24 protein-coding genes and 1 tRNA gene are annotated in these 26193 nt (G+C 58.6%); 12 read left to right on the top strand and 13 right to left on the bottom strand.

All coding sequences use genetic code 11. The annotated features are described in order from the left end of the window. Positions 1-223: 223 nt before the first annotated feature. Both T18_RS17740 and T18_RS17735 read right to left on the bottom strand, forming a co-directional pair. Positions 224-463 (bottom strand): hypothetical protein, encoded by a 240-nt coding sequence (locus T18_RS17740; RefSeq protein WP_025594288.1) that lies wholly within the window; start codon positions 461-463, stop codon positions 224-226. Between the two features lie 287 nt (positions 464-750). Continuing rightward, positions 751-827 (bottom strand) — tRNA-Arg (locus T18_RS17735). A 522-nt stretch (positions 828-1349) separates the two neighbouring features. On the opposite strand from T18_RS17735, the gene T18_RS17730 reads away from it, so the two are divergent. Both T18_RS17730 and T18_RS17725 read left to right on the top strand, forming a co-directional pair. Beyond that, positions 1350-1856 carry a MarR family winged helix-turn-helix transcriptional regulator gene (locus tag T18_RS17730; RefSeq protein WP_035198691.1) on the top strand — a complete coding sequence of 169 codons (507 nt, stop codon included), beginning with the start codon at positions 1350-1352 and terminating at the stop codon, positions 1854-1856. Between the two features lie 189 nt (positions 1857-2045). Continuing rightward, the gene (locus T18_RS17725) at positions 2046-2324 is read left to right on the top strand and encodes a hypothetical protein (RefSeq protein WP_038491958.1); all 279 of its coding nucleotides are present in this window, start codon (positions 2046-2048) and stop codon (positions 2322-2324) included. 35 nt (positions 2325-2359) lie between these two features. On the opposite strand, the gene T18_RS17720 is transcribed toward T18_RS17725, so the two are convergent. Then, entirely contained in the window at positions 2360-2836 is a 477-nt protein-coding gene (locus tag T18_RS17720; protein ID WP_038491955.1) for a hypothetical protein, read from the bottom strand. A 74-nt stretch (positions 2837-2910) separates the two neighbouring features. Then, the gene (locus T18_RS17715; protein ID WP_038491950.1) at positions 2911-3915 is read right to left on the bottom strand and encodes a LysR family transcriptional regulator; all 1005 of its coding nucleotides are present in this window, start codon (positions 3913-3915) and stop codon (positions 2911-2913) included. 254 nt (positions 3916-4169) lie between these two features. On the opposite strand from T18_RS17715, the gene chvE reads away from it, so the two are divergent. The 4 genes from chvE (at position 4170) to araD1 (ending at position 9167) form a co-directional block, all read left to right on the top strand. Then, entirely contained in the window at positions 4170-5234 is a 1065-nt protein-coding gene (chvE, locus tag T18_RS17705; protein WP_003513717.1) for a sugar ABC transporter substrate-binding protein ChvE, read from the top strand. 90 nt (positions 5235-5324) lie between these two features. Further along, positions 5325-6863 (top strand): sugar ABC transporter ATP-binding protein GguA, encoded by a 1539-nt coding sequence (gene gguA / locus T18_RS17700; RefSeq protein ID WP_038491948.1) that lies wholly within the window; start codon positions 5325-5327, stop codon positions 6861-6863. After that, a complete protein-coding gene (gene gguB, locus T18_RS17695; protein WP_003513714.1) occupies positions 6860-8056 on the top strand; it encodes a sugar ABC transporter permease GguB in 1197 nt (398 codons plus the stop codon). The genes gguA and gguB overlap by 4 nt, the downstream gene beginning before the upstream one ends. A gap of 115 nt (positions 8057-8171) precedes the next feature. Next, on the top strand, positions 8172-9167 hold the full coding sequence (gene araD1, locus T18_RS17690; RefSeq protein ID WP_013636674.1) for a 2-keto-3-deoxy-L-arabinonate dehydratase AraD1: 996 nt from the start codon (positions 8172-8174) through the stop codon (positions 9165-9167). 62 nt (positions 9168-9229) lie between these two features. On the opposite strand, the gene T18_RS17685 is transcribed toward araD1, so the two are convergent. The 7 genes from T18_RS17685 to T18_RS17655 all read right to left on the bottom strand — a co-directional run bounded on the left by T18_RS17685 (position 9230) and on the right by T18_RS17655 (position 14677). After that, positions 9230-9862, bottom strand: coding sequence for a histidine phosphatase family protein (locus T18_RS17685; protein WP_038491945.1), 633 nt, complete (start codon positions 9860-9862; stop codon positions 9230-9232). Positions 9863-9886: 24 nt separating this feature from the next. Further along, the gene (locus tag T18_RS17680; protein WP_019565146.1) at positions 9887-10297 is read right to left on the bottom strand and encodes a VOC family protein; all 411 of its coding nucleotides are present in this window, start codon (positions 10295-10297) and stop codon (positions 9887-9889) included. 40 nt (positions 10298-10337) lie between these two features. After that, positions 10338-10802 (bottom strand): GNAT family N-acetyltransferase, encoded by a 465-nt coding sequence (locus T18_RS17675; RefSeq protein ID WP_038491942.1) that lies wholly within the window; start codon positions 10800-10802, stop codon positions 10338-10340. 82 nt (positions 10803-10884) lie between these two features. Continuing rightward, entirely contained in the window at positions 10885-11481 is a 597-nt protein-coding gene (locus T18_RS17670; RefSeq protein ID WP_038491939.1) for a class I SAM-dependent methyltransferase, read from the bottom strand. 4 nt (positions 11482-11485) lie between these two features. Beyond that, a complete protein-coding gene (locus tag T18_RS17665; RefSeq protein WP_003513702.1) occupies positions 11486-12301 on the bottom strand; it encodes a transglutaminase family protein in 816 nt (271 codons plus the stop codon). A gap of 21 nt (positions 12302-12322) precedes the next feature. Then, entirely contained in the window at positions 12323-13264 is a 942-nt protein-coding gene (locus T18_RS17660; RefSeq protein WP_003513700.1) for an alpha-E domain-containing protein, read from the bottom strand. Between the two features lie 3 nt (positions 13265-13267). Continuing rightward, positions 13268-14677, bottom strand: a complete 1410-nt coding sequence (locus T18_RS17655) for a circularly permuted type 2 ATP-grasp protein (RefSeq protein ID WP_003513699.1) — start codon at positions 14675-14677, stop codon at positions 13268-13270. A gap of 483 nt (positions 14678-15160) precedes the next feature. Here T18_RS17655 and T18_RS17650 point away from each other — a divergent pair, with 483 nt between their 5' ends. The 4 genes from T18_RS17650 to T18_RS17635 all read left to right on the top strand — a co-directional run bounded on the left by T18_RS17650 (position 15161) and on the right by T18_RS17635 (position 18456). Next, the gene (locus T18_RS17650; RefSeq protein ID WP_038491936.1) at positions 15161-16057 is read left to right on the top strand and encodes a DMT family transporter; all 897 of its coding nucleotides are present in this window, start codon (positions 15161-15163) and stop codon (positions 16055-16057) included. Positions 16058-16135: 78 nt separating this feature from the next. Continuing rightward, complete coding sequence (locus T18_RS17645; protein ID WP_038491933.1) at positions 16136-16753, top strand: L,D-transpeptidase; 618 nt, start codon at positions 16136-16138, stop codon at positions 16751-16753. Positions 16754-16988: 235 nt separating this feature from the next. Further along, positions 16989-17384 (top strand): DoxX family protein, encoded by a 396-nt coding sequence (locus T18_RS17640; RefSeq protein ID WP_019565150.1) that lies wholly within the window; start codon positions 16989-16991, stop codon positions 17382-17384. Between the two features lie 163 nt (positions 17385-17547). After that, positions 17548-18456 carry a DMT family transporter gene (locus tag T18_RS17635; RefSeq protein ID WP_025594240.1) on the top strand — a complete coding sequence of 303 codons (909 nt, stop codon included), beginning with the start codon at positions 17548-17550 and terminating at the stop codon, positions 18454-18456. Between the two features lie 86 nt (positions 18457-18542). Here T18_RS17635 and T18_RS17630 read toward each other — a convergent pair whose 3' ends face one another. After that, positions 18543-20021, bottom strand: a complete 1479-nt coding sequence (locus tag T18_RS17630) for a DEAD/DEAH box helicase (protein ID WP_003513690.1) — start codon at positions 20019-20021, stop codon at positions 18543-18545. Between the two features lie 465 nt (positions 20022-20486). Between T18_RS17630 and T18_RS17625 the strand changes: the two genes are divergently transcribed. Continuing rightward, entirely contained in the window at positions 20487-24188 is a 3702-nt protein-coding gene (locus tag T18_RS17625) for a response regulator (RefSeq protein ID WP_038491930.1), read from the top strand. A 33-nt stretch (positions 24189-24221) separates the two neighbouring features. Here T18_RS17625 and mnmD read toward each other — a convergent pair whose 3' ends face one another. Continuing rightward, on the bottom strand, positions 24222-24965 hold the full coding sequence (gene mnmD / locus T18_RS17620) for a tRNA (5-methylaminomethyl-2-thiouridine)(34)-methyltransferase MnmD (protein ID WP_038491927.1): 744 nt from the start codon (positions 24963-24965) through the stop codon (positions 24222-24224). Between mnmD and T18_RS17615 the strand changes: the two genes are divergently transcribed. Then, complete coding sequence (locus T18_RS17615) at positions 24964-26190, top strand: NAD(P)/FAD-dependent oxidoreductase (RefSeq protein WP_121556200.1); 1227 nt, start codon at positions 24964-24966, stop codon at positions 26188-26190. The two genes, mnmD and T18_RS17615, sit on opposite strands and share 2 nt — an antisense overlap. Positions 26191-26193 lie beyond the last annotated feature (3 nt).

Genomic DNA, 26193 nt, shown 5'->3' with positions numbered 1-26193 from the left:
CAAGCTTGCATCCGCATTCTCCGGTAACGCTGCTGTCGATACGTCAAAGGACGACTGGCAGGAGTTTTGATCGCCATACGATTGGCATCATGCCGATCCACGCCCGGAGATGACGCAAGGCTTGCGGGCCTGACATCCGGGCCGTGATTTAAAAACATGCCGCGCAGGGTCCGATTGCTTGCGCGGCATGGCTGAAGGAGGCGCGTGCCGCCGCGTCGGTAAATCAGTCTGGCATCAAATCGGAAATCTGCCCATGTGAGACCAGCAGGCGCGGGTTTGTCATGCTGCCGCTTTCCTCGTCGACGGTAACAGCATAAGCCGCAACGCCGATGTGGCGCGATGCCATGGCGCTCGCTATCTTTTCGGCGGACGCCGCATTGGAAGCCTGCCGCATTTCGCCCGGCACAATGCCCCCGCGTCCCTTTTTGAACTGCACTACAATAATCTTTTCAGCGTCTGACATATCTCGTGCACTCTCGTTTGTTCTTTAAATGTTCTAGTTATATAAGAGATTCAACATGGTGTTACGCCCCGTTTTTGGGGCCGCCAAAGTTCTACAGTACTATTGGAAGCATTGGGTGAATTTCGACGCGAACGGGAGAGTTTTACGCGTAACAGGTTGAAGTCGTTACGATGGGCCGAGCTTCCCAATTACACGCTTACGAACTCAACGTTTTCTGACGCTGAGCGTCCGTTATATTCGGCTCAGTGTTTTCGAGGTCGTTCTTTATTCCGTACTCTGCAATAAAATGGCGCACCCGACAGGATTCGAACCTGTGACCTTTGGAATCGGAATCCAACACTCTATCCAGCTGAGCTACGGGTGCAGCGGTCACGCTTGAATCGCGTGCAGCGGTTGGTTCATACCCCAGCTTTCTTTCCGCATCAATGTCTAAAAATCAAAGATTTACGAAATGGGGCCTGTTTTCCGGTGTGGGGGAGAGCGTGGGTTGCTGCGAGGGCTGCTGTCTGCATGTTTGCGATAGCAGGGCGGTATGTTGTTTGCAGTATTGCGTTTCTTCCTGATAAGGCGTTTCCCTTTTAAGTAGTATTTTACGGCTGCATCCAGCGGCTGTCCTGGCACTTTTGTACACAGGCGGGTTGATTGTCGTATCGCCTTTCAAACAAGGTGGGGGAGGCGGTATTCGACCCTAAAAATCGGTGGGTAAATAATCATACTTTTCTTTTGCGCACGATGGTGATTACGAGACAGGGGTTGTCGCAATGGGTATTAACTGTCAAATTATTATACAATATTAGTATCATCTACATTTATTTGGGATACAGTTTAGTCCTGTTGTCGGTTATCATTCCGGCAGGGTTAAGGAACGAATCAGGCGGGGGATCGGATGGCTTTGCAATTGGCACATAGCAACGGGCCACGGGCGGAAAAGGCCGAAAGCGGCGGCACGCAGGCGGAACATTTAAACGCTATCGACTATGGATTGTTGACGACCGCGATCGGTTATCATTTGAGGCACTCGCAACTTGCCGTGGCAAACGGCTTTTCCGACGTGCTGGCGGAGATGGGATTGCGGCCGGCCGATTTTTCCGTTCTCGTCATCGTCGGCGGCAATCCGGGCCTCAAGCAGAGCGATGTGGCCGAGGCGCTTGGCATACAGCGCGCCAATTTCGTCGCGATCGTCGATAGCATGGAAGGCAAGGGATTGCTTGTCCGCCGCAGGTCGGAAGAGGACAGGCGCGTTCATTTCCTCGACATGACGGATGAGGGCAGCAGCCTTCTTGAGCGCCTTTCCGATGCATGGCGTGACCGCGAGGAAAAGCTGATCGACCGGATCGGCGGCAAAAAAGCCCGTGACCAGCTGCTGGCCCTGCTTGGACGCCTGCGGGACTGAGCGGTATCGGTCAAGCCGGTCGGCAATCCCCCTGCCTCTCCCTTTCACGAGGGTCTGATTGGTAGCGGGTGGATTTGCGTTGCAATTTTCCTGCGAAACGGCCAAGACGCCTTGGACGTGCCAACGCCTTTCGCGTCGCGTCATGCCGCAACTGCGCAATGTTCTGGAAAGGCTCGAAACGGGAACGCCATGCTGATTATCGATACGAGCCATCCGCTTTATCGCCGCTTGTGGGTCAGATTGCTCATCGTCGGCTTTTGCGCCGCCTGGTCCGTCATCGAATTCGTCAATCGCGAATTTTTCTGGGGAACGGTTGTCGGCGGCGTAGCGGTCTATGCGGCTTATGAGTTGTTGCTGAAGTTCAAGCCCGCCAGCGAGGAGAACGCTGGAGGCAAGGCTGACGCGGCCAGGGACGAATCAGACGAGCCAGTGGAAAGCGCACCCACGGATAGAAACGACGCCGGCTGAGGCGAGCTTTCCGGGCGTAAAACCGCTACCTGCCTCTACTGGAAATGTTCACGGGTTCGCAGCATCCGGATCGCCTGGTCAATCAGGAGATTTGCCGCTGTCATGCGCAGCGTCGCATTGTGCCGGAATTCCGGTCTCACTCCGTCGGGATGATTGAGCCTTGCGAAGGCGCGGCGCTTTTCCGCAAGCGTTGCGGCGGTGTCGGTTTCATGGATGGCCAGTTCTTCTGAAACATCCGCGAGCGAGGTCTTTTCGAGATGGGCCGGCATGGGTTCGGGTTGGGGTTCCGGCTGGGGCTCGGCAAGCGCAACGGGCTCCGGCAGAAAGGCCAGATAGGCGTCGAGACTGGCGTTTCCCGGTTGCGGTGCATCCGGATCGGTATCCACGACGAAGCCAGAGCTGAAACCCACAATACGATGACCGGTGGGCGGCGTCGGCTCCGCGCTCTCGTCTTCTTTTTCCTGTCTCAGTCTTTCAACGACCGACTCGAAGACGGATTGTCCGAAAAGCATGCGGCTATTCCCTGGGCAAGTCCCGATAAATCCGGCCTGTATATACAATGAAGTTGGCGTCTGGCTTGCCTTCCTCAAAAGCCCGTCAGTTTGCGGCTTTCATCCAGAACCAGATCGTAGAGAAGCCGGGCGCTGGGCGGCAAAACGCGGCCTTTGGTGGTGATGATGCTGTAGGGCTTGACGACAAGCTCGAAATCCGTCGGCAGGATGCGGGTGCGGCCGATATCGGCCTGCTGACCGGCCACGAACTCGGCCATGTCCTGCGCGATTGGCGCAATTGCATCCGTGTTGCAGATAAGGGCAAGCGTCAGCACCACGGATGGCGTGTTGATGACGTTGCGCGGCATGGCGACGCCTTGAGTGAGGAATACGTCTTCCATCGTTCTGCGCAAAAGCGCGCCGGGCGGCTGGAAAACCCAGTCGTAACCGGACAGATCCTGCAATGTCACGGGCTCGCCGTGGAGCAGGGGGTGGCCCTCGCGAACCACCAGGCAGGCGCGCTCGATGCCAATTTCATGGATGGAGAACAGGCCGGGGTCGAAATCATCGGGGATGCGGCCGATGATGAAATCGTGACGTGCGGCCAGAAGTTCCCGCGCCAGCACGTTGCTACTTTCCACCTGCACGTTGATCTCGATACCGGGATAGGTGTCCATCGCCCGTCTTATGGCGGGCACGACCAGGCTGATTGCCGGCGCGGTGACAGCGCCGATATAAACCGATCCGCCGCTGCCGGATTTCATCTGGTTGAGTTCGCGGCTCGCCTCACGCAGCTCCAGCAATATGGTGCGGGCGCGCCGCGCCAGCGCCTCGCCGAACTTGGTCAGCACCACACCACGCGACGCTCTCTGACAGAGCGGGCTTTTGACGATTGCTTCCATTTCCGAGAGCATGCGCGATGCCGCCGGCTGCGTCATGTTCATGGCGGCGGCGGCAGCGCTGACCTGCCCGTGCTCCTCGATCATGACCAGCATGCGCAGGTGGCTCATCTTCAAGCCGGCGCGCAGCAAAGGGTTGTCTTCGAAGACGAAGAGCGCATCCGCTGTTTGCGTCTGCTCATACACTTTTTGGTTGCTCATTCGCCGGTTTATACCCCTCAATGGTTATTGTATCGATTTAATATATCATAATTGATATACGTAAACTGATTTATTCTATTTGACAGTTATATGGATTCAGAACAATTTGCGGAATGCCGGGGAGGAGCGGCATCTGTTCCATTTCGCAGTTGCGAGATCGGAACGGGCGCAATGCGGCTTCTTCCTCTGATGGCATGAATTTTATGGTGCAACGCAACAAGCGGGTACCAAAGAGGGTTCAAGGGAGAGAGTTAATGAAGTCCATTATTTCGCTGATGGCGGCTTGTGCCATCGGTGCTGCTTCCTTTGCAGCGCCGGCTTTCGCGCAGGACAAGGGTTCTGTCGGTATCGCCATGCCGACAAAGTCTTCCGCGCGCTGGATCGATGACGGCAACAATATCGTCAAGCAGCTGCAGGAAGCCGGTTACACGACCGATCTGCAATACGCCGACGACGATATTCCGAATCAGCTTTCCCAGATCGAAAACATGGTCACCAAGGGCGTTAAGGTCCTCGTGATTGCTTCGATCGACGGCACGACCCTGTCGGACGTTCTGAAGCAGGCTGGTCAGCAGGGCATCAAGGTCATCGCTTATGACCGTCTCATCCGCAACAGCGGCGACGTCAGCTACTACGCCACTTTCGACAACTTCCAGGTTGGCGTTCTGCAGGCAACTTCGATCGTCGACAAGCTTGGCCTGAAGGACGGCAAGGGCCCGTTCAACATCGAGCTGTTCGGCGGTTCTCCTGACGACAACAACGCCTTCTTCTTCTACGATGGCGCGATGTCGGTTCTGAAGCCTTACATCGACAGCGGCAAGCTGGTCGTAAAGTCGGGCCAGATGGGCATGGACAAGGTCGGTACGCTGCGTTGGGATCCGGCAACGGCCCAGGCTCGCATGGATAACCTCCTGTCGGCTTATTACACGGACGCAAAGGTTGACGCTGTTCTGTCGCCCTATGACGGTCTGTCCATCGGCATCATCTCCTCGCTGAAGGGCGTTGGTTATGGCACGAAGGACCAGCCGCTGCCGGTCGTTTCCGGTCAGGACGCTGAAGTTCCGTCGGTCAAGTCGATCATTGCTGGCGAACAGTATTCGACCATCTTCAAGGACACTCGCGAACTCGCGAAGGTTACTGTTGGCATGGTCAACGCCGTTCTGCAGGGCAAAGAGCCTGAGGTGAACGACACCAAGACCTATGAAAATGGCGTCAAGGTTGTTCCGTCCTACCTGCTCAAGCCGGTTGCCGTGACCAAGGACAACTACAAGCAGGTTCTCGTCGACGGTGGTTACTACACCGCAGACCAGCTGAAATAAGCCTGCAACACATGCGGGGATGGCTTGGCGCCGTCCCCGTTTTTCCATAAAAATAAAAACGCCTGAATTAATCGGGCGCTGGATTGCGATATGGCCAATACCATTCTCGAAATGCGGAACATCACCAAGACGTTTCCGGGCGTAAAAGCGCTTGAGAACGTCAACCTTAAGGTAAAGGAAGGTGAGATCCACGCGCTCGTTGGCGAGAACGGCGCTGGAAAGTCGACCTTGATGAAGGTCCTTTCCGGTGTTTATCCCGCTGGCACCTATGAGGGCGAGATCCACTACGAAGGTGCTGTGCGAAATTTTCGCGCCATCAACGACAGCGAAGATATTGGTATCATCATCATTCACCAGGAGCTTGCGCTTGTACCGCTCCTGTCGATTGCCGAAAATATTTTCCTTGGCAACGAGGTCGCTTCGGGCGGCGTCATCAACTGGCAGCAGACCTTCAACCGTACCCGCGAACTTCTGAAGAAGGTGGGCCTGAAGGAATCGCCGGAGACGCTGATTACGGATATCGGCGTCGGCAAGCAGCAGCTGGTCGAAATCGCCAAGGCGTTGTCGAAGAGCGTGAAGCTTCTCATCCTTGATGAGCCGACCGCCTCGCTCAACGAGAGCGATTCCGAGGCTCTGCTCAACCTTTTGATCGAGTTCCGCAAGCAGGGCATGACGTCGATCATCATCACCCACAAGCTCAACGAAGTGCGCAAGGTGGCCGACCAGATCACCGTGCTGCGCGACGGCATGACGGTGAAGACGCTCGACTGTCATCAGGAAGAAATCAGCGAGGACGTCATCATTCGCAACATGGTGGGACGCGATCTAGAAGATCGTTATCCGCCGCGCGACGTGCCGATCGGCGAGACCATTCTCGAAGTGAAGAACTGGAACGTCTATCACCAGCAGCACCGCGACCGGAAGGTCCTGCACGACATCAACGTCACCGTGCGCAAGGGCGAAGTCGTCGGCATTGCCGGGCTGATGGGGGCAGGGCGCACGGAATTCGCCATGAGCGTGTTCGGCAAGTCCTACGGTCACAAGATCACCGGTGACGTTCTGATCGACGGCAGGCCCGTGGATGTCAGCACCGTGCGCAAGGCAATCGATGCCGGTCTTGCCTATGTGACCGAAGACCGCAAACATCTCGGTCTGGTGCTCAACGACAACATTCTGCACAACACCACGCTTGCCAATCTGGCAGGCGTGTCGAAGGCCAGCGTCATCGACGACATCAAGGAAATGAAGGTGGCGAGCGATTTCCGCACACGCCTTCGCATCCGCTCTTCAGGCATCTTTCAGGAAACGGTCAATCTTTCGGGCGGCAACCAGCAGAAGGTCGTGCTCTCCAAGTGGCTCTTCTCCAATCCTGATGTCCTGATCCTCGACGAGCCGACACGCGGTATCGACGTTGGCGCGAAATACGAAATCTACACCATCATCAACCAGCTCGCTGCCGACGGCAAAGGCGTTCTGATGATCTCATCGGAAATGCCTGAATTGCTCGGCAATTGCGACCGCATCTACGTCATGAACGAAGGCCGCATCGTCGCTGAATTGCCGAAGGGAGAGGCGAGCCAGGAAAGCATCATGCGCGCTATCATGCGCTCAGGGGAGAAGAACTCATGAGTTCGGCAAACACCACAAACGAAGAAAGCAACGTCATCTCGGTCGGGTCGTATATTCGCTCCAATATCCGCGAATACGGCATGCTGATCGCGCTCGTCGCTATCATGGTTTTCTTCCAGTTCTATACCGGCGGTATTCTGTTCCGGCCCGTTAACCTGACCAACCTCATCCTGCAGAACTCGTTCATCGTCATCATGGCGCTTGGCATGCTGCTGGTCATCGTGGCCGGACATATCGACCTTTCGGTCGGTTCCATCGTCGCCTTCGTCGGCGCGATTGCGGCCATATTGACCGTGCAGTGGGGCATGAACCCGTTTCTCGCGGCGCTGATTTGTCTTGTCATCGGCGGCATCATCGGTGCTGCCCAGGGTTACTGGATCGCCTATCACCGCATCCCGTCGTTCATCGTGACGCTGGCGGGCATGCTTGTGTTCCGCGGCCTCACGCTTTTTGTGCTCGGCGGCAAGAACATCGGCCCGTTCCCGACGGATTTCCAGATCATCAGCACCGGCTTCCTGCCTGATATCGGTGGCATCGAAGGTCTGAACACCACGTCGATGATCCTGACATTGGTGATTACGGTCGTGCTGTTCTATCTGGCGTGGCGCCGTCGCGTGGTGAACGTGAAGCACGGCATCGACGTGGAGCCGTTCGGTTTCTTCATTGTGCAGAACCTGCTCATCTCAGGCGCTATTCTGTTCCTTGGCTACCAGCTGTCCACCTATCGTGGCCTGCCGAACGTCCTGATCGTGATGCTGGTTCTGATTGCGCTTTACAGCTTCGTGACGCGTCGCACGACCATTGGCCGCCGCGTTTACGCCATGGGCGGCAACGAGAAGGCGACCAAGCTTTCCGGTATCAACACCGAACGCCTGAGCTTCCTAACCTTCGTCAACATGGGTGTACTGGCCGGTCTGGCCGGCATGATCATCGCGACACGCCTCAACTCGGCAACGCCGAAGGCAGGCGTTGGCTTCGAGCTTGATGTGATCGCGGCCTGCTTCATTGGCGGTGCTTCGGCCTCCGGCGGCGTTGGCAAGATCACCGGTGCTGTTATCGGTGCCTTCATCATGGGCGTCATGAACAACGGCATGTCGATCGTCGGCCTCGGCATCGACTTCCAGCAGATGGTCAAGGGCCTCGTGCTGCTCGCTGCCGTGTTCTTCGACGTCTACAACAAGAACAAGGGCTGATTGCCCAGCCAATATAGCAAGTCAAAAAAGTGGCCGGTTTCCGGCCACTTTCATAAGGTGAAGGCGCAACGCGCCGAAGAAGATAAGGCGCGTTGCGCCGCAGGAAGGAAATCCCGTGCTCATTTCACAGATCAAGGATGCCAGTGGCAAAATCACCGTCGCCGTTCGCGAAGAAGGCGGACAGGCGCACGCCGTCAACGGCGCTCAATCGGTTTACGCGCTGGCCATGGAAGCTGCCAATGGTGGCAAGAGCCTTGCCGATGTTGTGTCCGCCCATGGTCTCGGCGATGCCGTCGATCTTGAAAAGGCTTACGCTGAAGGTCGCTTTCTGCCGCCGATCACGCATCCCGATCCGGCGCATCTGCATCTGACAGGCACGGGCCTGACCCATCTCGGCTCTGCTGCTACCCGCGACAGCATGCACAAGAAGACCACGGAAGCCGCCGAGGAAAGCCTGACGGATTCTATGAAGATGTTCCGCATGGGTCTGGAAAATGGCAAGCCGAAGGCTGGCGAAAAGGGCGTTCAACCCGAGTGGTTCTACAAGGGCAACGGCTATGTCGCAGCGGCACCCGGTGCTGCTCTCACCTCTCCGTCCTTTGCGCTTGATGGCGGCGAAGAGCCGGAAATGGCCGGCATCTACGTGATCTCCGACAAGGGCGAACCCGTGCGCATCGGCTTTGCCGTGTCGAACGAATTTTCCGATCACGTCACCGAGCGGATCAACTATCTCTACCTCGCCCATTCGAAGTTGCGCCCGGCAAGCTTCGGCCCGGAAATCCGCGTCGGCGTTGCACCGTCGGATATTCGCGGCACCTCGCGCATCCGTCGTGGCGACAAGGTCATTTTCGAAAAGCCGTTTGTTTCGGGTGAGGACAACATGTCCCACACCTTCGCGAACCTCGAATATCACCACTTCAAATACGGCCTGTTCCGCGCACCTGGTGACGTCCATGTGCACATGTTCGGTACCGCGACGCTCTCTTTTGCGGAGGGCATCAAGCCGGAAGCGGGTGACGTGTTCGAGATCGAGGCCGCCGGTTTCGGCCTGCCGCTGAGAAACCCGCTTGCGGTTAATGCGGAAGAAGAAATCACGGTTCGGCAGATCTGATCTACCGGGGCTGCACGTTAAACGGTTGAGGGAGGGGGTCGCTCAGCGTCCCCCTCTCGACGTCATCCCCGGCTTGTCTTCAGGTGGGACACATCCGCCAAAGCGATAACGCCGCGGTTTTGCCAGTAATCGTCTTGTCTTAGGTGCGTAATGCTGCCGGAAGACGCGGGAAAGCTGACATAACCGGCGCTGTCGATCGGCATTTTGATCCATGCCGCGATGACGAAGGTAAGAGCGAAGCCATGGGTAACGATGATCTGCGTGGGGCAAGGACGCGATATAATCGTGTCCACGGCGCGGTACACTCTTTCGGCCAACTCTCGTCTCGTTTCGCCATCAGCAATTCCGCCACGATGATCCATGCGGTCGTGATGGGGGGCCGGTATCTGACGGGCGTCGAGCCATCGCTGCGGCATACCACCCGCCGAACCGTAGCTGATTTCCCGCAGGCCATCCGTGGTTTCAAAAGGGGACTTGAGGTGTTCAGCAATGATTGCCGCAGTCTGGGAGGCCCGCAGAAGATCGGAACTGAAGATTTCGACTGATGCGTTGCCGATCAAGGCCACAAGTTTCTCGGCCGTCGCCTGCGCATCGGCTTTTCCCTTGGGTGTCAGTTCGGTATCATACCAGCCACCAACCTTGTTCTCGACATGATGGACGGACTGGGTGTGCGTGACGACAAAAATGTTCTTCATAGTGTTCTTCCGGGTATCTGGGGCTTACTCGAACCCCCACAGCCTGCCTTCGCCCACCTCCACGGAATTGCCGGCCGGGTCGCGGATGTAGACGGAATAGCTGTCATTCGGCCAGCGGTGATAGTGTTCGATGGGAATTCCAAGCTCCTCGAAGCGGGCTTTCCAGTCGTCCACTTCCGACTTGTCTTTCGCATAAAAACAGAAATGGCCTTGTCCGGTGGCGCCGTGGCGCGGGATCGGATTGTCGGGGGTGGCCGTGCGCGATTGTTGCGGATCGAAGACCAGCAGCATCTGCCGGCCACATTTGAAGAACACGAACTGGCCCGGCAGCCTGCGCACCACCTCCAGCCCGAAGACATCGCGATAAAAGGCCTCGGCGGCGTCGAGATCGTTGGCGTAGATCGCCGTTTCCATAAGGGCGGCTGGCGGTTTCATGGTTCCTCCCCGATGTCTGGCAACGGATATAGCGGACAGTCTATGTTTTCGTGCTGTAGGTCAGCACCGTCAGGTCGTGCTTGCCAACACCACGTTCCAGAACGGTCCAGCCGCAGTTCGTATAATAGGTTTCGAGACGGCGCTGGCAGCACAGGTAGCTGGTGTCGTGACCAAGTTCGGCGGCCCGTTGTGTTGCGGCCTGCATCAGCGCCCGGGCGACACCTGAACGTCTGCTGTTTTCCTCCACCCAGAGTGCGGCAACCCATGGCAGATATTGTGGCCGCTCCTCCAGATCGCAATGGATAAGAAAGGCGGAGCCGACGTAGCCCTTGTCGTCATGGGCGACGAAGCCGGTCGGCAGGGCATGGGGGTTCACCATATCCTTCAGATGTTCAGCCACATCGCCGACCTGGAGGCCACTATCCTGCCACCATGCCGTCCAGACCCGTTCCGCAATGATGGGTCCATGGGACTGGCAGTCGTGATAGTCGGAAATACTGTACAAAAAGCCCTCTCCCTGATCGGTTGCTGCGGCGATTTAACCGGTCACGGCGGGCTTTCGCAACCCACAGGTTGTTGAAAGCGGATCAGGGTTTCGTTGCCGTCACATGCAGCCAGTCGGTTGGCAGCTTGTCGTAACCGCTGCCGTGCCGTGCTTCTATCGCCATGCCTGCCCAGGCGAAATGCCTGTACAGGTCCTCAAGCCAGGTTTTCGAAGGATAGTTGTAATAGCGGCCGAACGTGTCGCGGCCTTCCGCTTCTCCGGCCTTGAAGCTGGCGTAAAAAACACCGCCCTGTTTCAGCGCCGCATGGATGCGGCGAATGATGCCGGAAAGAGCGGGGCGGGGGACATGCAACAGGCAGGCATTGGCCCACACGCCGTCATAAGTCTCCACCTCGCAGATATCTTCGAACAGCAATGTCGCGACGGGAATGCCGAGCCGCGTTTCGGCCGCCTTGGCGATTTCGGGTGTGCCGTCCGTCGGGCGCACATCGAAGCCTGCAGCGAGCATGAATTCACTGTCCTGCCCGCCACCGCACCCCAGTTCGAGGATGGTCGCGCCTTTGGGCAGGCGCGACAGGAATTTTTCCAGATGGGGAAGGTCCGCCGTTTGCCCTCTCGACGTATAGACTCCGGCATTATCCGTATAAAAGCCGATCGTTTCGTCGTCTCTGCCGGCCATTGTCTCAGCTTTGCGATTGGCTCTGCGATTGCTGCACGGTCACCGAAACGTTCAGCGTTTCGCCGGCCGGGCCGATCCGCATGCCCGATATCGGCGCGCAGTCGCGGTAGCAGAGGCCAAGGGCAATGCGCACGTAGCGATCGTCAGGGCAGATATTGTTGGCGGCGTCAAAGCCAACCCAGCCGAGCCCCTGCAGATGCACCTCGGCCCAGGCATGGGTTGCCGTCTGCTCCGCCACGTCTTCCATCATCAGATAACCGGAAACATAGCGGGCGGGCAGGCCCATCAGCCGGGCGGCGGAAATGAGGATATGGGCATGGTCCTGGCAGACGCCCTTGCCGGCTTCGAGTGCCAGTTCGGCGGTGGTTTCGGTGTCGGTCGAACCCGGCACATATTCCACCTTGCTGTTGATCTTCTCCATCAGGTCGTGCAGGCGCTCTAGCTCGCTGTTGCCGGTGCTGGCCTTCGCCAGTTCGCGCACGAGTTTGCCGGGCTTCGTCAGCGGCGTCTCGCGCAGGAACAGCCATAGCGGCGCACTGCCGGTGTGGGGGCCGACCATGCCGGCCCTGTCTTCGGTTATGACGAGGCCACCAGCCACGACCTTGACCCTGCGTTGCGGGCCTTCGGTCTCGACCAGTGCGACACGGTTGCCGAAATGGTCGTCATAGCTCACTTCGACGGTGGCGCCGTCGACCGATACATCCCAGTCCTCCACCGTCTGGCACGGGCCGGTCTGTGGCGTCAGGCGCAGCCGCTGCAATGCATAGGGCATCGGCTCGTCATAGACATATTCGGTTGTATGGGTGATTTTCAGACGCATAAGCTGTCCCCGTCCACGCGCTTACAGATAAAAGCGGTAGCCTTCCATGATTTCCTGCCCCAGCTGCCCGTTCCGGTTGACAAATCTCTCCAGAAACTCGTGCAGGCCTTCATCCATGACGCGATCGATCGTCGTCTTGCGCAGACTGTCGCGAATGCTTTCCGCCGTTTCATGCGCCTTGTGCTTTTCACCGTAATCCTCAGCTATGTAATTGAGGTTGCTGGTGATCTTCTCATAGCAATAGGCGAGCGAGCGCGGCATGCGGCCGTTGAGAATGAGGAAGTCGGCAATGTTGGCGGGCTTGTATTCCGCATCATAGACCCAGCCATAGGAGCGGTGCGCCGAGACCGAGCGCAGGATGGATTCCCATTGGGCATTGTCGAGCGAGGAGCCAACATGCGCCACGGCCGGCAGCAGCACGTAATATTTTACGTCGAGAATGCGGGCGGTGTTGTCGGCGCGCTCGATGAAGGTGCCGATGCGGGAGAAATTATAGAGATCGTTGCGCAGCATCGAGCCGTGGAAGGCGCCGCGCACCAGACCGGCGCGATGCTTGATGACATCGATGGTCTGCGGCAGTTCGGCATGGCTGAGCTTGCGGCCGAGGATGTTCTTCAGCTCGATCCAGAATTCGTTGGTGGCTTCCCATGTCTCGCGCGTCAGCGCGGTGCGCACCATGCGGGCATTGTTGCGGCCTGCCTCGATGCAGGACATGACGCTGGAAGGGTTTGCCTTGTCCCGCAGGAGATAATCGATCGCATTGGCCGCCGTCACCTTCTCGCGCGTTTCGAGAAAGGCTTCGTGCACGCCGGCACTCTGCAACACGCCGTCCCAGTCCTCATCGCCGCTGCCGCTGCGCGTCAGGGAAACGCGCAGGCCCGCATCGATAAGCCGGGCGATATTTTCAGCGCGCTCAATATACCGGAACATCCAGTAGAGCCCGTTTGCCGTTCTGCCCAGCATGGCTTAGTCCTCCAGTACCCATGTATCCTTGGTGCCGCCGCCCTGGCTGGAATTGACCACCAGGGAGCCCTGCTTGAGGGCAACACGGGTCAGTCCGCCGGGAATGATCTTCACCTTGTCTGAAACCAGCACATAAGGACGCAGATCGACATGGCGCGGCGCGATGCCGTTTTTCACCATGATCGGCACGGTGGAAAGCGACAGCGTGGGCTGCGCGATGTAATTGGAGGGGCGGGCTTTCAGCTTTTCGGCAAAAAGCGCCCGTTCCTTTTTCGACGCGGTGGGGCCGACCAGCATGCCGTAACCGCCCGAACCGTGAACTTCCTTGACGACCAGTTCGGCAAGGTTGTCGAGAACGTATTTCAGGCTGTCCGGCTCCGAACAGCGCCATGTCGGCACGTTTTCCAGAAGCGGCTTGCGGCCGGTGTAGAACTCGACGATCTCAGGCATGTAGGAATAGATTGCCTTGTCGTCGGAAATGCCGGTGCCCGGCGCATTGGCGATGGTGATGTTGCCGGCGCGGTAGACATCCATGATGCCGGGTACGCCGAGCGCCGAATCCGGCCGGAAGGTGAGCGGATCAAGGAAATCGTCGTCGACGCGGCGGTAAAGCACGTCGATGGCCTCGTAGCCACGGGTAGTGCGCATCTTGACCTTGCCGTCCATGACGCGCAGGTCGGACCCTTCCACCAGCTCCACGCCCATCATGTCGGCCAGGAAGGAATGTTCGTAATAGGCGGAATTGTAGATGCCAGGGGTCAGCACCGCGACGCGCGGCTTGCCGGTGCAGCCGGGGGGTGCAAGCGAGGCGAGCGATTGGCGCAGCTGATAGGGGTAATCCTCCACCCGCTGCACCCGGTTTTCATGGAACAGTTCCGGGAACATCTGCATCATCGTTTCACGGTTTTCCAGCATGTAGCTGACACCTGAAGGCGTGCGGGCGTTGTCTTCCAGAACATAGAACTGGTCTTCGCCGGTGCGGACGATATCCGTGCCGACAATGTGGGTATAAACGCCGCCGGGTGGCGTGAAACCGATCATTTCCGGGAGAAATGCGACGTTCTTCTCAATGATTTCGCGAGGAATGCGCCCGGCGCGAATGATTTCCTGCTTGTGGTAGATATCGTCGAGGAAAGCGTTGAGAGCGAGAACGCGCTGTTCGATACCCTGGGCCAGTTTGCGCCACTCGCGCCCGGAAATGATGCGCGGAATGATATCGAAGGGGATCAGTTTTTCTGAACTGTCGGCGTGGCCGTAGACTGCGAAAGTAATGCCGGTTTTTCGAAAGATGTTTTCCGCGTCTTTAGACTTCTGGATCAGGTGTGCCCTGTCCTGCCGGCTGTACCACTCGTTATAGTTTTCATATGGGCTTCGCGGCGCGTTGTCCGCATTTATCATTTCGTCAAATGCCAACTTCGATGTCCCCTTTTTTGCCATATGAATACAACGACAAATGCAATGCAAGAACTATGCGGAGGCCTCCGTGAAGATTTTTTACCGCCCTAGAGTTTTAAAAAAGAAGCGTTTTTTCGCTTTCAGCCTATAAATGCGGCATTGGCAAATTGGTTGCAGGGCAAGGTGGGGTGGAACGGGGTGGTGGCACTGTGTGCGCCGTGGGCGAATGCACAAATTTTGTTCGTTCGCTTTCGGTTGATGGGTTTTGGGTGTGGCATCAGAAAATCTGAAAGATGCGATCACCAAAACACTTTTGACCTTTTGCGGGGATGGGGATACCGGCTAGCTTGGACGGCTGTGTTTCGCCAAGGGGTGCGCGCCGAGATCCGGCCGGGTCATTGATCGGTTGCTTCAAGTCGTAAAAATGTCAATTCGCCGCATGCCTTATGTCCCGGGCCCATGTCCGGTTACGGGGCATCACGCGGCACAGGGGAAGTTCCCATGTCGCTCGACCGTCTGGCTCCGGCCATCTTCGTCTTTCTCTGGTCGACCGGCTGGGTCACCGCGAAATATGCCGTTTATTATACTGGTCCGCTGACCTTCCTCTGTCTGCGTTACCTGTTGGCGGGTGCGATATTGTGGGCGATCTGCCGGTTTTCCTCCATTCAATGGCCTGAACGGCGCATCGATGTTTTCCGGGCAATCTTGTCCGGCGTGTTCCTGCACGGCCTTTACCTTGGCATGATCTGGTGGGCGATAGGGCAGGGCGTGCCGGCGGCGATCGGCGGCATTATTGCCGGTTTGCAGCCGTTGATGACGGCGGTTGCCGCCCGTTACATGATCGGCGAAAAGATCTCTCCGGTGCAGCGTGCCGGCTTGCTTCTCGGCTTTGTCGGCATTGCCATCGCCGTGCTGCCGAAGGTCATGGCATCAGGCGCGCTCGGCCTTTCCGTGCCGCTTTATGCCGTGGCGGTGAATGTGCTGGGCATGACGTCCGTGACCTATGGCACCCTTTACCAGAAGAAATACGTCCATGGCGGAAACATCATGGCGGTCGCCACGCTGCAATATGTCGGCGCCCTCATCATCACGGTTCCCTTCGCGCTGTTGCTGGAGGATGGTCATGTGGACTGGAGCCTCGGGCTTGCCGCCACGCTCGTCTGGTCGGTAGGCGCGATCTCCATCGGTGCGGTGGTCCTGCTGCTCTATCTCATCCGGCGCGGGCAGGTCTCGCGCGCTGCCTCGCTGATCTATCTCGTGCCGCCGCTTGCCGCCGTGGAAGCGGCCCTGCTTTTCGGGGAAACGCTGACGCCGGCCATGATTGCCGGCACGGTCCTGGCGGTAACGGGGGTGTATCTGGCCAACCGCCGGCCCGCAGCGACGGTTGAGGCACGTTAATTCCTACAACCTCATATTAGAGATTTGTTAACCATAAAATTATACCTCTCGTTAATCTAGAGATTTGGCGGGGGTTACATGTCTATTTCACGTCGTGGTGTTCTGTTCGGATTGCCGCTGTTGCTGGCCGGCTGCGCAAGTTCCGGCATCGGGCAGCAAAGGCTTAATTATGCGGCGAAGCCGGACGAGAAGTTTCCGCTTCCGGAAATGCATCTCGACAAGGTGAAGCCCGAGCTGCGCCGGCAGGAAGTGGCATACGATACCGCGCATCCGGCCGGAACGGTGATTGTGGATACGCCCGCGCGGCGTCTTTACTACGTACTGGGCGATGGACGGGCAATGCGTTACGGCGTCGGCGTCGGTCGCCAGGGGCTTGCCCTGAACGGCGACGCCTATATCGGCCGGAAGTCGGAATGGCCTTCCTGGACGCCGACCGCAAACATGATGCGCCGTGATCCGCGCAATCTGAAATACGCCGGCGGCATGGAGGGGGGCCCGAACAACCCCCTCGGCGCACGGGCGCTCTACCTCTATCGCGGCGGCAACGACACCATGTTCCGTCTGCACGGCACCAACCAGCCGCAATCCATCGGCCACGCCATGTCAAGCGGCTGTATCCGGATGCTGAACCACGACATCATCGATCTTTACAGCCGCGTGCCGGTTGGCTCCAGGGTCGTGGTGCTTCAGGCCTGACGGAGAGGCGGATTTTTCCGCCTTTGCCACTCGAAAAAATGCCTGTATCCTTGGGTTGATTTTTTCCACATGGGCGCAGTTTTATGGTGGAAAATCAACCATGTGTAGAATGACTTCCTTTATGTATTTAAGGGAGTTCTGCTATATCGGAAATGTGATTTTCGGTGTTCGAGACGTGTATCCATAAAGGCATGATTGCGCTGTATCGAGCGTCGCACCACTTCAACGGGGACACATGAACATGGCAATTTTAGACAATCTCTCCCGCTATCGCCCGCAGGCACTCGGGGCGCTGCGCATCATGACGGCGCTGCTTTTCATTTCGCATGGAACACAGAAGCTGTTCGGTTTCCCGGCATCACAGATGGACGGCTCCCTGCCGACGATGCTGCTGGTGGCGGCGCTTCTGGAAGCCGTTGGCGGCATTCTCGTGCTGGTCGGCCTTTTCACGCGTCCGGTTGCCTTCATCCTGTCCGGCCAGATGGCTGTTGCCTATTTCATTGCGCACGGGCCTAAGAGCTTCTTCCCCGCTCTCAATGGGGGCGACGCCGCGATCCTGTTCTGCTTCATCTTCCTTTACCTCGTGTTTGCCGGTCCGGGCGCTTTCTCGGTGGATGAACGCCGGGCCTGATCGGCCGCTGCAATCACCGGTCTGTCATTGAAGCCCCGCATGGCTGGTACCGTGCGGGGCTTCATGCTTTTGAAGCGTTGGAAACTTCGGCCGTCACCGAAGCATAGATGCTTGTTTTCGGGTTAGGAACGGTTCATCCTGAACGCAGTTGGAAAATTGATCCGTGACCAGTCAAAACCCTATCGCCCGCGAATTGCTGCTGCTTGCCCTGTTGTCCACTCTGTGGGCCGCATCCTACACTTTCATCAAGATCGGGGTGGAGACCATACCACCGCTGACCTTCATTGCCGCAAGAACCCTGATTGCCGGTCTGTTGCTGCTGGCGGTCATTCGCCTGCGCGGGCTGCGGTTGCCGCGGGATTTCGCCACATGGCGGCTCTTCTTCGTTCAGGCGTGCATCAACAGCGTATTGCCTTTCACGCTGATCGCGTGGGCGGAGCAGAGCATCGATGCCGGTCTCGCCGTCATCCTCAATGCGACGACGCCGATCTTCACCTTTCTTCTCACCGCACTGATCATCCGGCATGAGCAGGTCAGCGGGCGCAAGCTGTTCGGCACTGTTGCGGGCATGACAGGTGTCTGTCTCATCATCGGTCTGGATGCGTTGAACGGGGCGGGTGAGGCGCTGTGGAGCCAGATTGCCGTGCTGACTGCGGCCTTTTCCTACGCCTGTGCCGCCATCTTCAGCAAAAACTTCAGGGGTCTCGATCCCGTTATGCCTGCCGCCGGCTCGCTGATCTGCGGCGCCGTGCTTCTGCTGCCGGTGAGCGTGATCGTTGACCGGCCCTGGACATTGTCGCCATCTTCGGCGTCGCTCACCGCACTTGTGTGCCTCAGCGTCTTTTCAACGGCGCTCGCCTTCATGGTCTATTTCCGGCTGATGCAGACGCTCGGTTCGGTCGGTACCACGTCGCAGGCGTACCTGCGGGTTCCGATCGGTGTCGCCATTGGCATGGTGTTTCTTGGAGAAGTGCCGACGCCTGCCATGTGGGTGGGTCTTGTCTGCGTGATTGCCGGGGTGCTGGCCATGACCCTGCCGTCGCGGCGCCGGTCGTTGGCGCAGGGCGGTTGAGAGCAAAAAGAAAACCCCGCAAGCCTGCGCTTGCGGGGTTTGAAGGTAGACACGCGATACCGAGTAATCGGCTCGCGCAGAGTTACTTAGCGGTTACGGCCGCGATTGCCGTTTCCGTTGCCGGAAGCGCGCTTTTCCTGGCCGTTGCCGCCAGCAGGTGCGTGACGGTTGCCACCGCTGCCGCCGGGCTTGCGGGCAGGGCGGCGCTGCTTGCGAGGGCCGGCCGGGCGACCTGCGTCACCTTCCGCCGTCTTCACGCGCTTAAAGTCTGACGTGACTTCCAGATCGTTGTCCGCATCACGCGGGGCGTGGTGACGCGAGGGACGGGGCTCGCCATTGTGGCGTCCGCCTTCGCGGGGGCCACGCGGCTGGCCGCCATTGTTGTTGCGACCACGGTTGTTGTTGTTCGGGCGCGTCGGGCTGGCAAGACCGGCCGGACGTTCACCGGATGCAACCGGGATATCGATCTTCATCAGCTTTTCGATATCGTGCAGCAAACGCGTTTCGTCCGGTGCGCAGAACGCGATGGCAATGCCGTCGCGGCCGGCACGGGCGGTACGGCCGATGCGGTGGACATAGGCGTCGGGCACTTCCGGCAGGTCGTAGTTGAAGACGTGCGTCACGGCCGGAATATCGATGCCGCGGGCAGCGACGTCGGTTGCGACCAGAACCTTGATCTCACCGTCCTTGAAGCCCTTCAGTGCCCGCTCGCGCTGGCCCTGGCTCTTGTTGCCGTGGATGGAGGCGACCTTGAAGCCGATATGTTCCAGATGCTTGTAGAGCTTTTCCGCGCCGTGCTTGGTGCGCAGGAAAACGATCGAGCGGCCATCCGGGTTTTCGTTGAGCGACTTCTTCAGAAGGTCGGTCTTGTCGTTCTTGCCGGCGACGAAATGCACGTACTGCTCGACCTTGTCGGCGGCCTTGCCCGGAGGTGTTACCTCGACCTTGATCGGGTCCGTCAGGAAGTTGCTGGCAAGCTCGGAAATCGCCTTCGGCATCGTTGCCGAAAACAGCAGGGTCTGGCGCTTGGCCGGAACCATCTTGGAAATCTTGCGCAGATCGTGAATGAAGCCCAGATCGAGCATCTGGTCGGCTTCATCAAGCACCAGATAGGTGACCTTGGAAAGCGAGATCGCGTTGCGGGCGATGAGGTCCAGCAGGCGGCCGGGTGTCGCCACCAGGACGTCCGTGCCTTTTTCGAGCTGAAGCTGCTGCTTGTTGATCGACGCGCCGCCGACAACCTGGTTGATGCGCAGCGGCGTCTTCTTCACGAAGGAGCGCAGGTTTTCGCCGATCTGGTTCACCAGTTCGCGGGTCGGTGCGAGGATGAGGGTGCGGGTGGTGCGGTTTGCCGGGCGGTCGGCTTGCTTCATCAGCATTTCGATGATGGGCAGGCCGAATGCTGCCGTTTTGCCCGTGCCGGTCTGTGCGAGGCCGATGAGATCACGGCCTTCAAGCAGCAGCGGAATGGCCTTTGCCTGAATGGGGGTGGGGGTTGTGTAGCCGAGCTGGGTAACGCTGGCCACAATCTTTTCAGAGAGGCCGAGTTCGCTAAAACTGGTCAATAGTAATGCCTTTCGGGGCGCCAAAAACCAATCGTCCGGAGCAGTTGCTGCTGTCCGGCGGTTTCGGCGTCAAGAACCCCGCGTGAATTGGGAACTTGTGGGTTGGAATAACTTTCTGCGCATCAGTGCGGCAAAACGCCGTCTTCTGTATTCGTTGCGCTTTTCCTTCATGCGGGCCAAGTCATCTTGGTCATGTGCTGCAGCTCACGCGGCTGCCGAAGGTGAAAGCTTGACCGGCATGTGGGCGTTTTATGGCGTAAAGTCAAGCAATAGTTTTGTAACGCTGCCGTCTCGCGGCGCATGGCTGCCATGGAGAAGGCAGGCTGGCGATTGCCGGCGAGGCGAGGAGGCTTGCGAATAATTATGGTTAAAAAAGGGTAAAGCGACCATTCCGCACATAGCAAATAGCGGTTTTCTCACATAACGTTTTTGCAACGACGTCTGGAAATATTTGATTCGACAAGGATGGAACTGCACGGTGTGGAGTATCGCTTGACCCAAGGATGCGGGTTGCTGGAAAAAGCTTACGGGGCAATCGCCGCCCTGGATTTGCCCGCGTGCATCAAGGACAGCGAGCTTCGCTACCTCATGGTCAATGCAGCCTATGGCCGGGTCATGGGGCGTCCGCCCGCCGCGTTCACGGGCCACACCAGCCTTGCCCTTTCCGCCGATATTCGCGATGCCGAGCGCGAGGACAGGGAGCGCCGCTCGCTGGTCTTTGCCACAGACGAAGTGATTTCATGCCATGGAGCAGCGTCTTCAGGGCCTTACAAGCTGCGTTGCGAACGCTTCACCGGCGATGACGGCAGTCTGTTCCTGTTCGAGGTGTTCGAAGAGGCGCCCTCTGTCGTCGTGAAGGGTGTTTCGGACGGCGGCAGCGCCGACCTGCTGTTCGACAGCGGCGTTATCGACCTCATCGATGCCGGCATCGTGATTTATGACCGTGAAAACCGGCTCGTCTATTGCAATGCGCGTTTCGTGGAATTCTACAGTGATTTCAACCTCCAGCTAAAGCCCGGCACCCGGCTTGAGACGCTGATGGAGGCGGTCTATTTCTCGAGCGGCTACCGCAGCGTGAAATCGGACGATCCGGATTACCAGGCATGGCTGCAGAAGCAGTTGCGGGATTTTTCCCTGCCCTATCTCGAAAGGGTGGAGCAGTTTGCCGATGGCCGGTGGGTGCGTATGGTCAACAAGCGGCTGGAAAACGGCATGCTGGTGGGGCTTCGCGTCGATGTGACGGAGTTCAAGGCGCATGAGACCCTGCTTAGCAAGCAGATCCGCGAGACCTGGCTGCTGCGCGCCGCGCTTGAGCAATTGCCCGTGGGCGTGTTCCTGCGGGATCAGGACAGGCGACTGACCTTTGCCAATGCGGCCTTTGAGAAGTTCCGGGGCGGCAGCCTCGCCGACTATTTGGGCAAGACCGAATGCGAGATGTTTCCGGAGGAGGGCGCAGAGTTCCAGCGGGAAAACGAGCATATCCTGCAAACCGGAGAGGCGATTGAAAAGACGGGAACCATTCCGCTTTCGGATGGCGGCGCCGTTCCGGTCATAACCCGGCTCGGCCGGGTCACGACGCCCGATGACGAATATTATCTGGTGGGTTCAGTCACAGATGTCAGCCTGCTGAAGGAGCGGGAAAATGCGCTGATCGCGGCGCAGGCGCAGGCCGAAGCGCTGCATCGCCAGTTCGAAACGGTTCTTCATGCCCTGCCGGTTGGCGTACTACTCCTCAACGCGGATCTCGTCATCGAATATGTCAATCCGTGCTTCGACACGTTATGGGGCGAAATCGGCGGCGAGAAGTCGCTTGTCGGCAAAAGCTATCGCGAATTCATGGAGGCGAATTTCGAAAGCGGCCTTTATGACTATGGCGATATACCCTTCGAGGAGCTCTACAACCAGCGCGCAGAACGGCTGCTCAACGACAAGGTCTTCACGCCGCGCGAGGTGCGCAGCAAAAGCGGCAAGGTCACCGTCATTTCCAAGACCCGCCTCGACGGCGGAAAAATCCTCAGCACCTATGCCGATGTGACCGACGTGCGCATGCGCGACGCCGAGATCAGTGAGGCAAAGGCCGAACTTGAGCGTGTCGGCGAATATATGCAGGGCGCCACGCGCGCCATGGCGCAGGGGCTGGTGCTGGTCGAGCAGGGAACCATCATCATGTCCAACGAGGCTGTGGCGCGAATGTTCGACGTGCCGCCGCAGCTGTTGGAAAAGGGCTGCAACTGGTCGGGGTTCTTTGCCCATTGCGCCGGGCGCGGAGATTTTGGCACCAAAGAGGAGGCGGCCGCGACGCTGACCGCCTGGAGAGAGCACATAGCCGCCAACAGGCCGTTCTCCTGGCTGATCCATATTGCCGGAAAGACGTGGCTCAATCTGGAAGCGACCAACAGCTCCGGCAATTACTGGCTCATCATCGTCACCGACGTCACCGAGATGAAGATGCGCGAGGAGGAGTTGCAGCGGCTGCTTTCCCGCGCGGAAGCGGCAGATCGCGCCAAATCTGAATTCCTTGCCAATATGAGCCATGAAATCCGCACGCCGATGAATGGCGTGCTCGGCATGGCGGAACTTCTGGCCAAATCCAATCTGGATACACGCCAGAAAACCTTCACCGATATCATCGTCAAATCCGGCAATGCGCTCCTGACGATCATCAACGACATTCTCGACTTCTCCAAGATCGAGGCCGGGCAGATGAAGCTGCGCAGCGTGCCTTTCGATCCGGCGGAAGCGGTGGAGGATGTGGTTTCCCTCCTGTCCTCAGCGGCGCTGGAAAAGAACATAGAGCTGGTCGTCCGGATCGATCCGTCGGTTTTCGGCAAGGTCATGGGGGACGCCGGGCGGTTCCGCCAGATCGTCACCAATCTTGTTGGAAACGCCGTCAAGTTCACGGAAATGGGGCATGTGCTGATCGAACTTTCGGCGCAGTCGGCGGAAGCGTCGGAGACCATTCTGTCGCTGCGCGTCGAAGATAGCGGCATCGGCATTCCTGCAGACAAGCTCGAAACCATCTTCGACAAATTCAGCCAGGTCGACGGCTCAGCGACGCGGCGGCACGAGGGAACGGGATTGGGACTGGCGATCACGGTCGGTCTTGTCGGTCTTTTCGACGGTACGATCAATGTGGTGAGCGAAGTCGGCAAGGGATCGACCTTCGAGGTCAATATTCCGTTTCACGTTACGGAAAAGCGGCGCGACGCTCCGCTTCTTGCCATGGCGATCGAGGATATACGCGTACTCGTCATCGACGATAACGACGTCAATCGCCGCATATTGACGGAGCAACTGAAGACATGGGGAATCGACGGCCATGCTGTGCAGGACGGGCCATCAGGCATTGCCGTGCTGCAGGAGGCTGCATCCCTCGGTTTTGCCATCGACGCCATCATTCTCGATTATCACATGCCTGTTATGAACGGGCTGGATGTGGTCGAGCGGATCAGGGCGGATAGCCGTTTCGACGATATCGCCATCGTGTTCCTGACGTCTATGGATGTCGTAGGTGACGAGAGCCTTTTCACCGATCTCAGCGTGCAGGCGCATCTGATGAAGCCGGCGCGGGCGCGTCTGTTGCGTTCCACCCTGTTCGATGTGGTGCGGGATGTGCGGCAGAAGCGCGCCCGGCAGGATCCGCAGGGGCTGGGGTCAGGCGGCAGCGATGCGCCGGTGCGGCCAGACAATGGCCCCACGGACAAGAAGCGGCGGGTTGTGTCACCTCCGACGATGGTTCCAGACCGACGCCGACCCTGCCTTGTGGATGTGCTGGTGGCCGAGGACAACGACGTCAATCAGATCGTCTTCACCCAGATATTGCAGCAGGCGGGTTTGCGGTTCCTGATCGTCGGCAATGGCAAGAAGGCCGTTCAGGCGTGGGAGGAGCACAACCCCGCCGTCATCCTTATGGATGTGTCGATGCCGGTGATGAACGGGCATCAGGCGACAATGGCAATCCGCGCCGCCGAACAGGCGGCTGCCGACGGCCGGCATGTTCCGATCATCGGCGTTACCGCGCATACACAGGACGCGGACCGCGAGCTTTGCGTCGCAGCAGGCATGGATGATTATCTGTCGAAGCCCATCAGCCCCGAAATTCTCGAGGACAAGATCGCGCAATGGCTGGGAGACGCGATGCCACGCCGCGACGTGCCGACCGCCTGACAGTGAAGGCCGGTTGCTGCTGTGGGAGCCGTCTCAGCGGGATGGCTTGGTGCCGCACAGCATCTCACGCTTTCCGGCAAACCCTTTGCGGCGCTCCAGTTCAAAACCGGCGGCGATGAGGTTGCGGCGGACGAAGCCTGCGGCGGCATAGGTGGCGAATGTGCCCCCCGGTACCGTTTTGCCGAACAGCGTCTGCATGATTTCCAGCGACCACATGTCGGGATTGCGGGCAGGGGCGAAACCGTCCAGAAACCAGGCGTCGAAGCCTTCGCTTCTGCCGGAAATGCCGGTGAGCGCTTCGCCGCACACCACTGTCAGGCGCGTCTGGTCGTCCAGTTCGATATCGACCTCGCCTTTCGGGTCCGCCGGCCAGCGGGCGACCAGTGCCTTGCGTTCGGTATCAACTTCCGGCCAGCGGGAAAGCGCCCGGTCGATCTCGTCCGCCTTCATCGGGTAGAGTTCGAAGGACATGAAATGCAGCTTGGAGTGACCGTTGCGCACCTCTTTCCATTGACGCCAGGTCTCGCAGAGATTGAGACCGGTGCCGAAGCCAAGTTCGCCGATGCGGAAGATGTTCTCTCGCTCAAGCCAGCGCTGCGGCAGGCCGTTTCCGGACAGAAAGACATGGCCGCATTCCAGCCTGCCATCCGTCTGGCAATAAAAATGATCGTCAAAGGCTAGCGAATAGGGCATATCCCCCTCACGCCAGTCGAGCGCGGCGGGCGGATTGTCGGCTGCCGAACCGATATCTGCGGTGTTTTCCTTGGAATGTGTCATGACTAATGCCGATAGTCCCGCTTTCGAATCTGGTCAATCACCAAGATTGCGGGCACCAAGATTGCCTGGCTCGGTGCCGCTCCTCATCGTCGGTGGCGGCATTATGGGGCTGTGGGCTGCCGTCAAGGCAGAGAGGATGGGCATAAACGCCCTGCTGCTGGAAGCGGGCCGTCTTGGAGATGGTGCAAGCGGCGGGCTGTTGGGCGCACTGATGCCGCATATGCCGGACCGCTGGTCGGACAAGAAGCAATTCCAGTTCGACGCTCTCGTTGCGCTGGAAAAACAGATCGCCGAGTTGGAAGCCGAGACCGGGCTTTCCGCCGGTTACCGGCGCTGCGGCCGGATCATTCCCCTGCCGAAACCACATTTGCGCAGCATTGCCGCACGGCACGAGCGGGATGCCGGGGAAAACTGGGTTTCAGACGGGCGCCGGTTCCACTGGCATGTCGGTGACAGCCCTTCCGTTGCCGGATGGGTGGACGATGCGGCGGGACAAGCGGGCTTCGTGCTGGATACGCTGGCTGCAAGGGTTTCTCCCCGGGCGATGATCGCCCTTCTGTCGGCTTTCCTCCGCAACGCCCGGCATGTGCGGGTGGCGGAACAGTGCCGCGTCGTCTCGCTCGATCCGGATAAGGGGCGGGCGGTGCTGTCGTCGGGCGACGAGGTCGCCTTTGATCATGTGATCGTCGCGAACGGCCATGGTTCCTTCGCGCTGATCCGCGATGCCATCGGTCTGGAACCCGGCATTGTGCTTGGACAGGCGGTGAAGGGGCAGGCCGCCCTTCTGGATGCTGCGGCCGATCCGGCCATGCCGGTCGTGTTTCTGAACGGTCTCTACATCGTGCCGCATGAGGATGGCACCGTCGCCATCGGCAGTACCAGCGAAGATTGTTTTTCCGATCCATTCAGCACCGACGAAAAGCTGGAAAAATTGCTCGCGGATGCATGCGCCGTGGTGCCGTCGCTTGGCCGTGCGCCGGTGATCGAACGCTGGGCCGGGTTGCGGCCGAAGGCGGTTGGAAGGGACCCGATGGTGGGTACACTTTCCGAATATCCGCGGCTCGTGGCGTTATCGGGCGGCTTCAAGGTCAGCTTCGGCCTTGCCCACTATCTTGCAGATGCTGCGTTGCAGGCCGTGTGTGGCCACACGCCGGACGTGCCTTCCGGTTTTCGCCTTCAAGAACACGTGAGTATTGCCGTCCGGACTTTAGAAACTTCTGATTAGTTT

Origin of the sequence: Rhizobium sp. TBD182, from assembly GCF_001950375.1 — a bacterium.
Taxonomy (GTDB): domain Bacteria; phylum Pseudomonadota; class Alphaproteobacteria; order Rhizobiales; family Rhizobiaceae; genus Agrobacterium; species Agrobacterium tumefaciens.
This window is presented reverse-complemented; position numbering and strand designations above follow the sequence as displayed.

Coding starts and splice junctions, on each gene's coding strand:
- T18_RS17685 (WP_038491945.1), bottom strand. CDS start 9,862: ATGAAGAACATTTTTGTCGTCACGCACACCCAGTCCGTCCATCATGTC.
- mnmD (WP_038491927.1), bottom strand. CDS start 24,965: ATGACACATTCCAAGGAAAACACCGCAGATATCGGTTCGGCAGCCGAC.
- T18_RS17715 (WP_038491950.1), bottom strand. CDS start 3,915: ATGAGCAACCAAAAAGTGTATGAGCAGACGCAAACAGCGGATGCGCTC.
- T18_RS17660 (WP_003513700.1), bottom strand. CDS start 13,264: ATGCTGGGCAGAACGGCAAACGGGCTCTACTGGATGTTCCGGTATATT.
- T18_RS17740 (WP_025594288.1), bottom strand. CDS start 463: ATGTCAGACGCTGAAAAGATTATTGTAGTGCAGTTCAAAAAGGGACGC.
- T18_RS17625 (WP_038491930.1), top strand. CDS start 20,487: ATGGAACTGCACGGTGTGGAGTATCGCTTGACCCAAGGATGCGGGTTG.
- T18_RS17645 (WP_038491933.1), top strand. CDS start 16,136: ATGTCTATTTCACGTCGTGGTGTTCTGTTCGGATTGCCGCTGTTGCTG.
- gguB (WP_003513714.1), top strand. CDS start 6,860: ATGAGTTCGGCAAACACCACAAACGAAGAAAGCAACGTCATCTCGGTC.
- T18_RS17650 (WP_038491936.1), top strand. CDS start 15,161: ATGTCGCTCGACCGTCTGGCTCCGGCCATCTTCGTCTTTCTCTGGTCG.
- T18_RS17670 (WP_038491939.1), bottom strand. CDS start 11,481: ATGGCCGGCAGAGACGACGAAACGATCGGCTTTTATACGGATAATGCC.
- T18_RS17725 (WP_038491958.1), top strand. CDS start 2,046: ATGCTGATTATCGATACGAGCCATCCGCTTTATCGCCGCTTGTGGGTC.
- gguA (WP_038491948.1), top strand. CDS start 5,325: ATGGCCAATACCATTCTCGAAATGCGGAACATCACCAAGACGTTTCCG.
- T18_RS17680 (WP_019565146.1), bottom strand. CDS start 10,297: ATGAAACCGCCAGCCGCCCTTATGGAAACGGCGATCTACGCCAACGAT.
- T18_RS17640 (WP_019565150.1), top strand. CDS start 16,989: ATGAACATGGCAATTTTAGACAATCTCTCCCGCTATCGCCCGCAGGCA.
- T18_RS17665 (WP_003513702.1), bottom strand. CDS start 12,301: ATGCGTCTGAAAATCACCCATACAACCGAATATGTCTATGACGAGCCG.
- T18_RS17615 (WP_121556200.1), top strand. CDS start 24,964: ATGACTAATGCCGATAGTCCCGCTTTCGAATCTGGTCAATCACCAAGA.
- T18_RS17730 (WP_035198691.1), top strand. CDS start 1,350: ATGGCTTTGCAATTGGCACATAGCAACGGGCCACGGGCGGAAAAGGCC.
- T18_RS17720 (WP_038491955.1), bottom strand. CDS start 2,836: ATGCTTTTCGGACAATCCGTCTTCGAGTCGGTCGTTGAAAGACTGAGA.
- chvE (WP_003513717.1), top strand. CDS start 4,170: ATGAAGTCCATTATTTCGCTGATGGCGGCTTGTGCCATCGGTGCTGCT.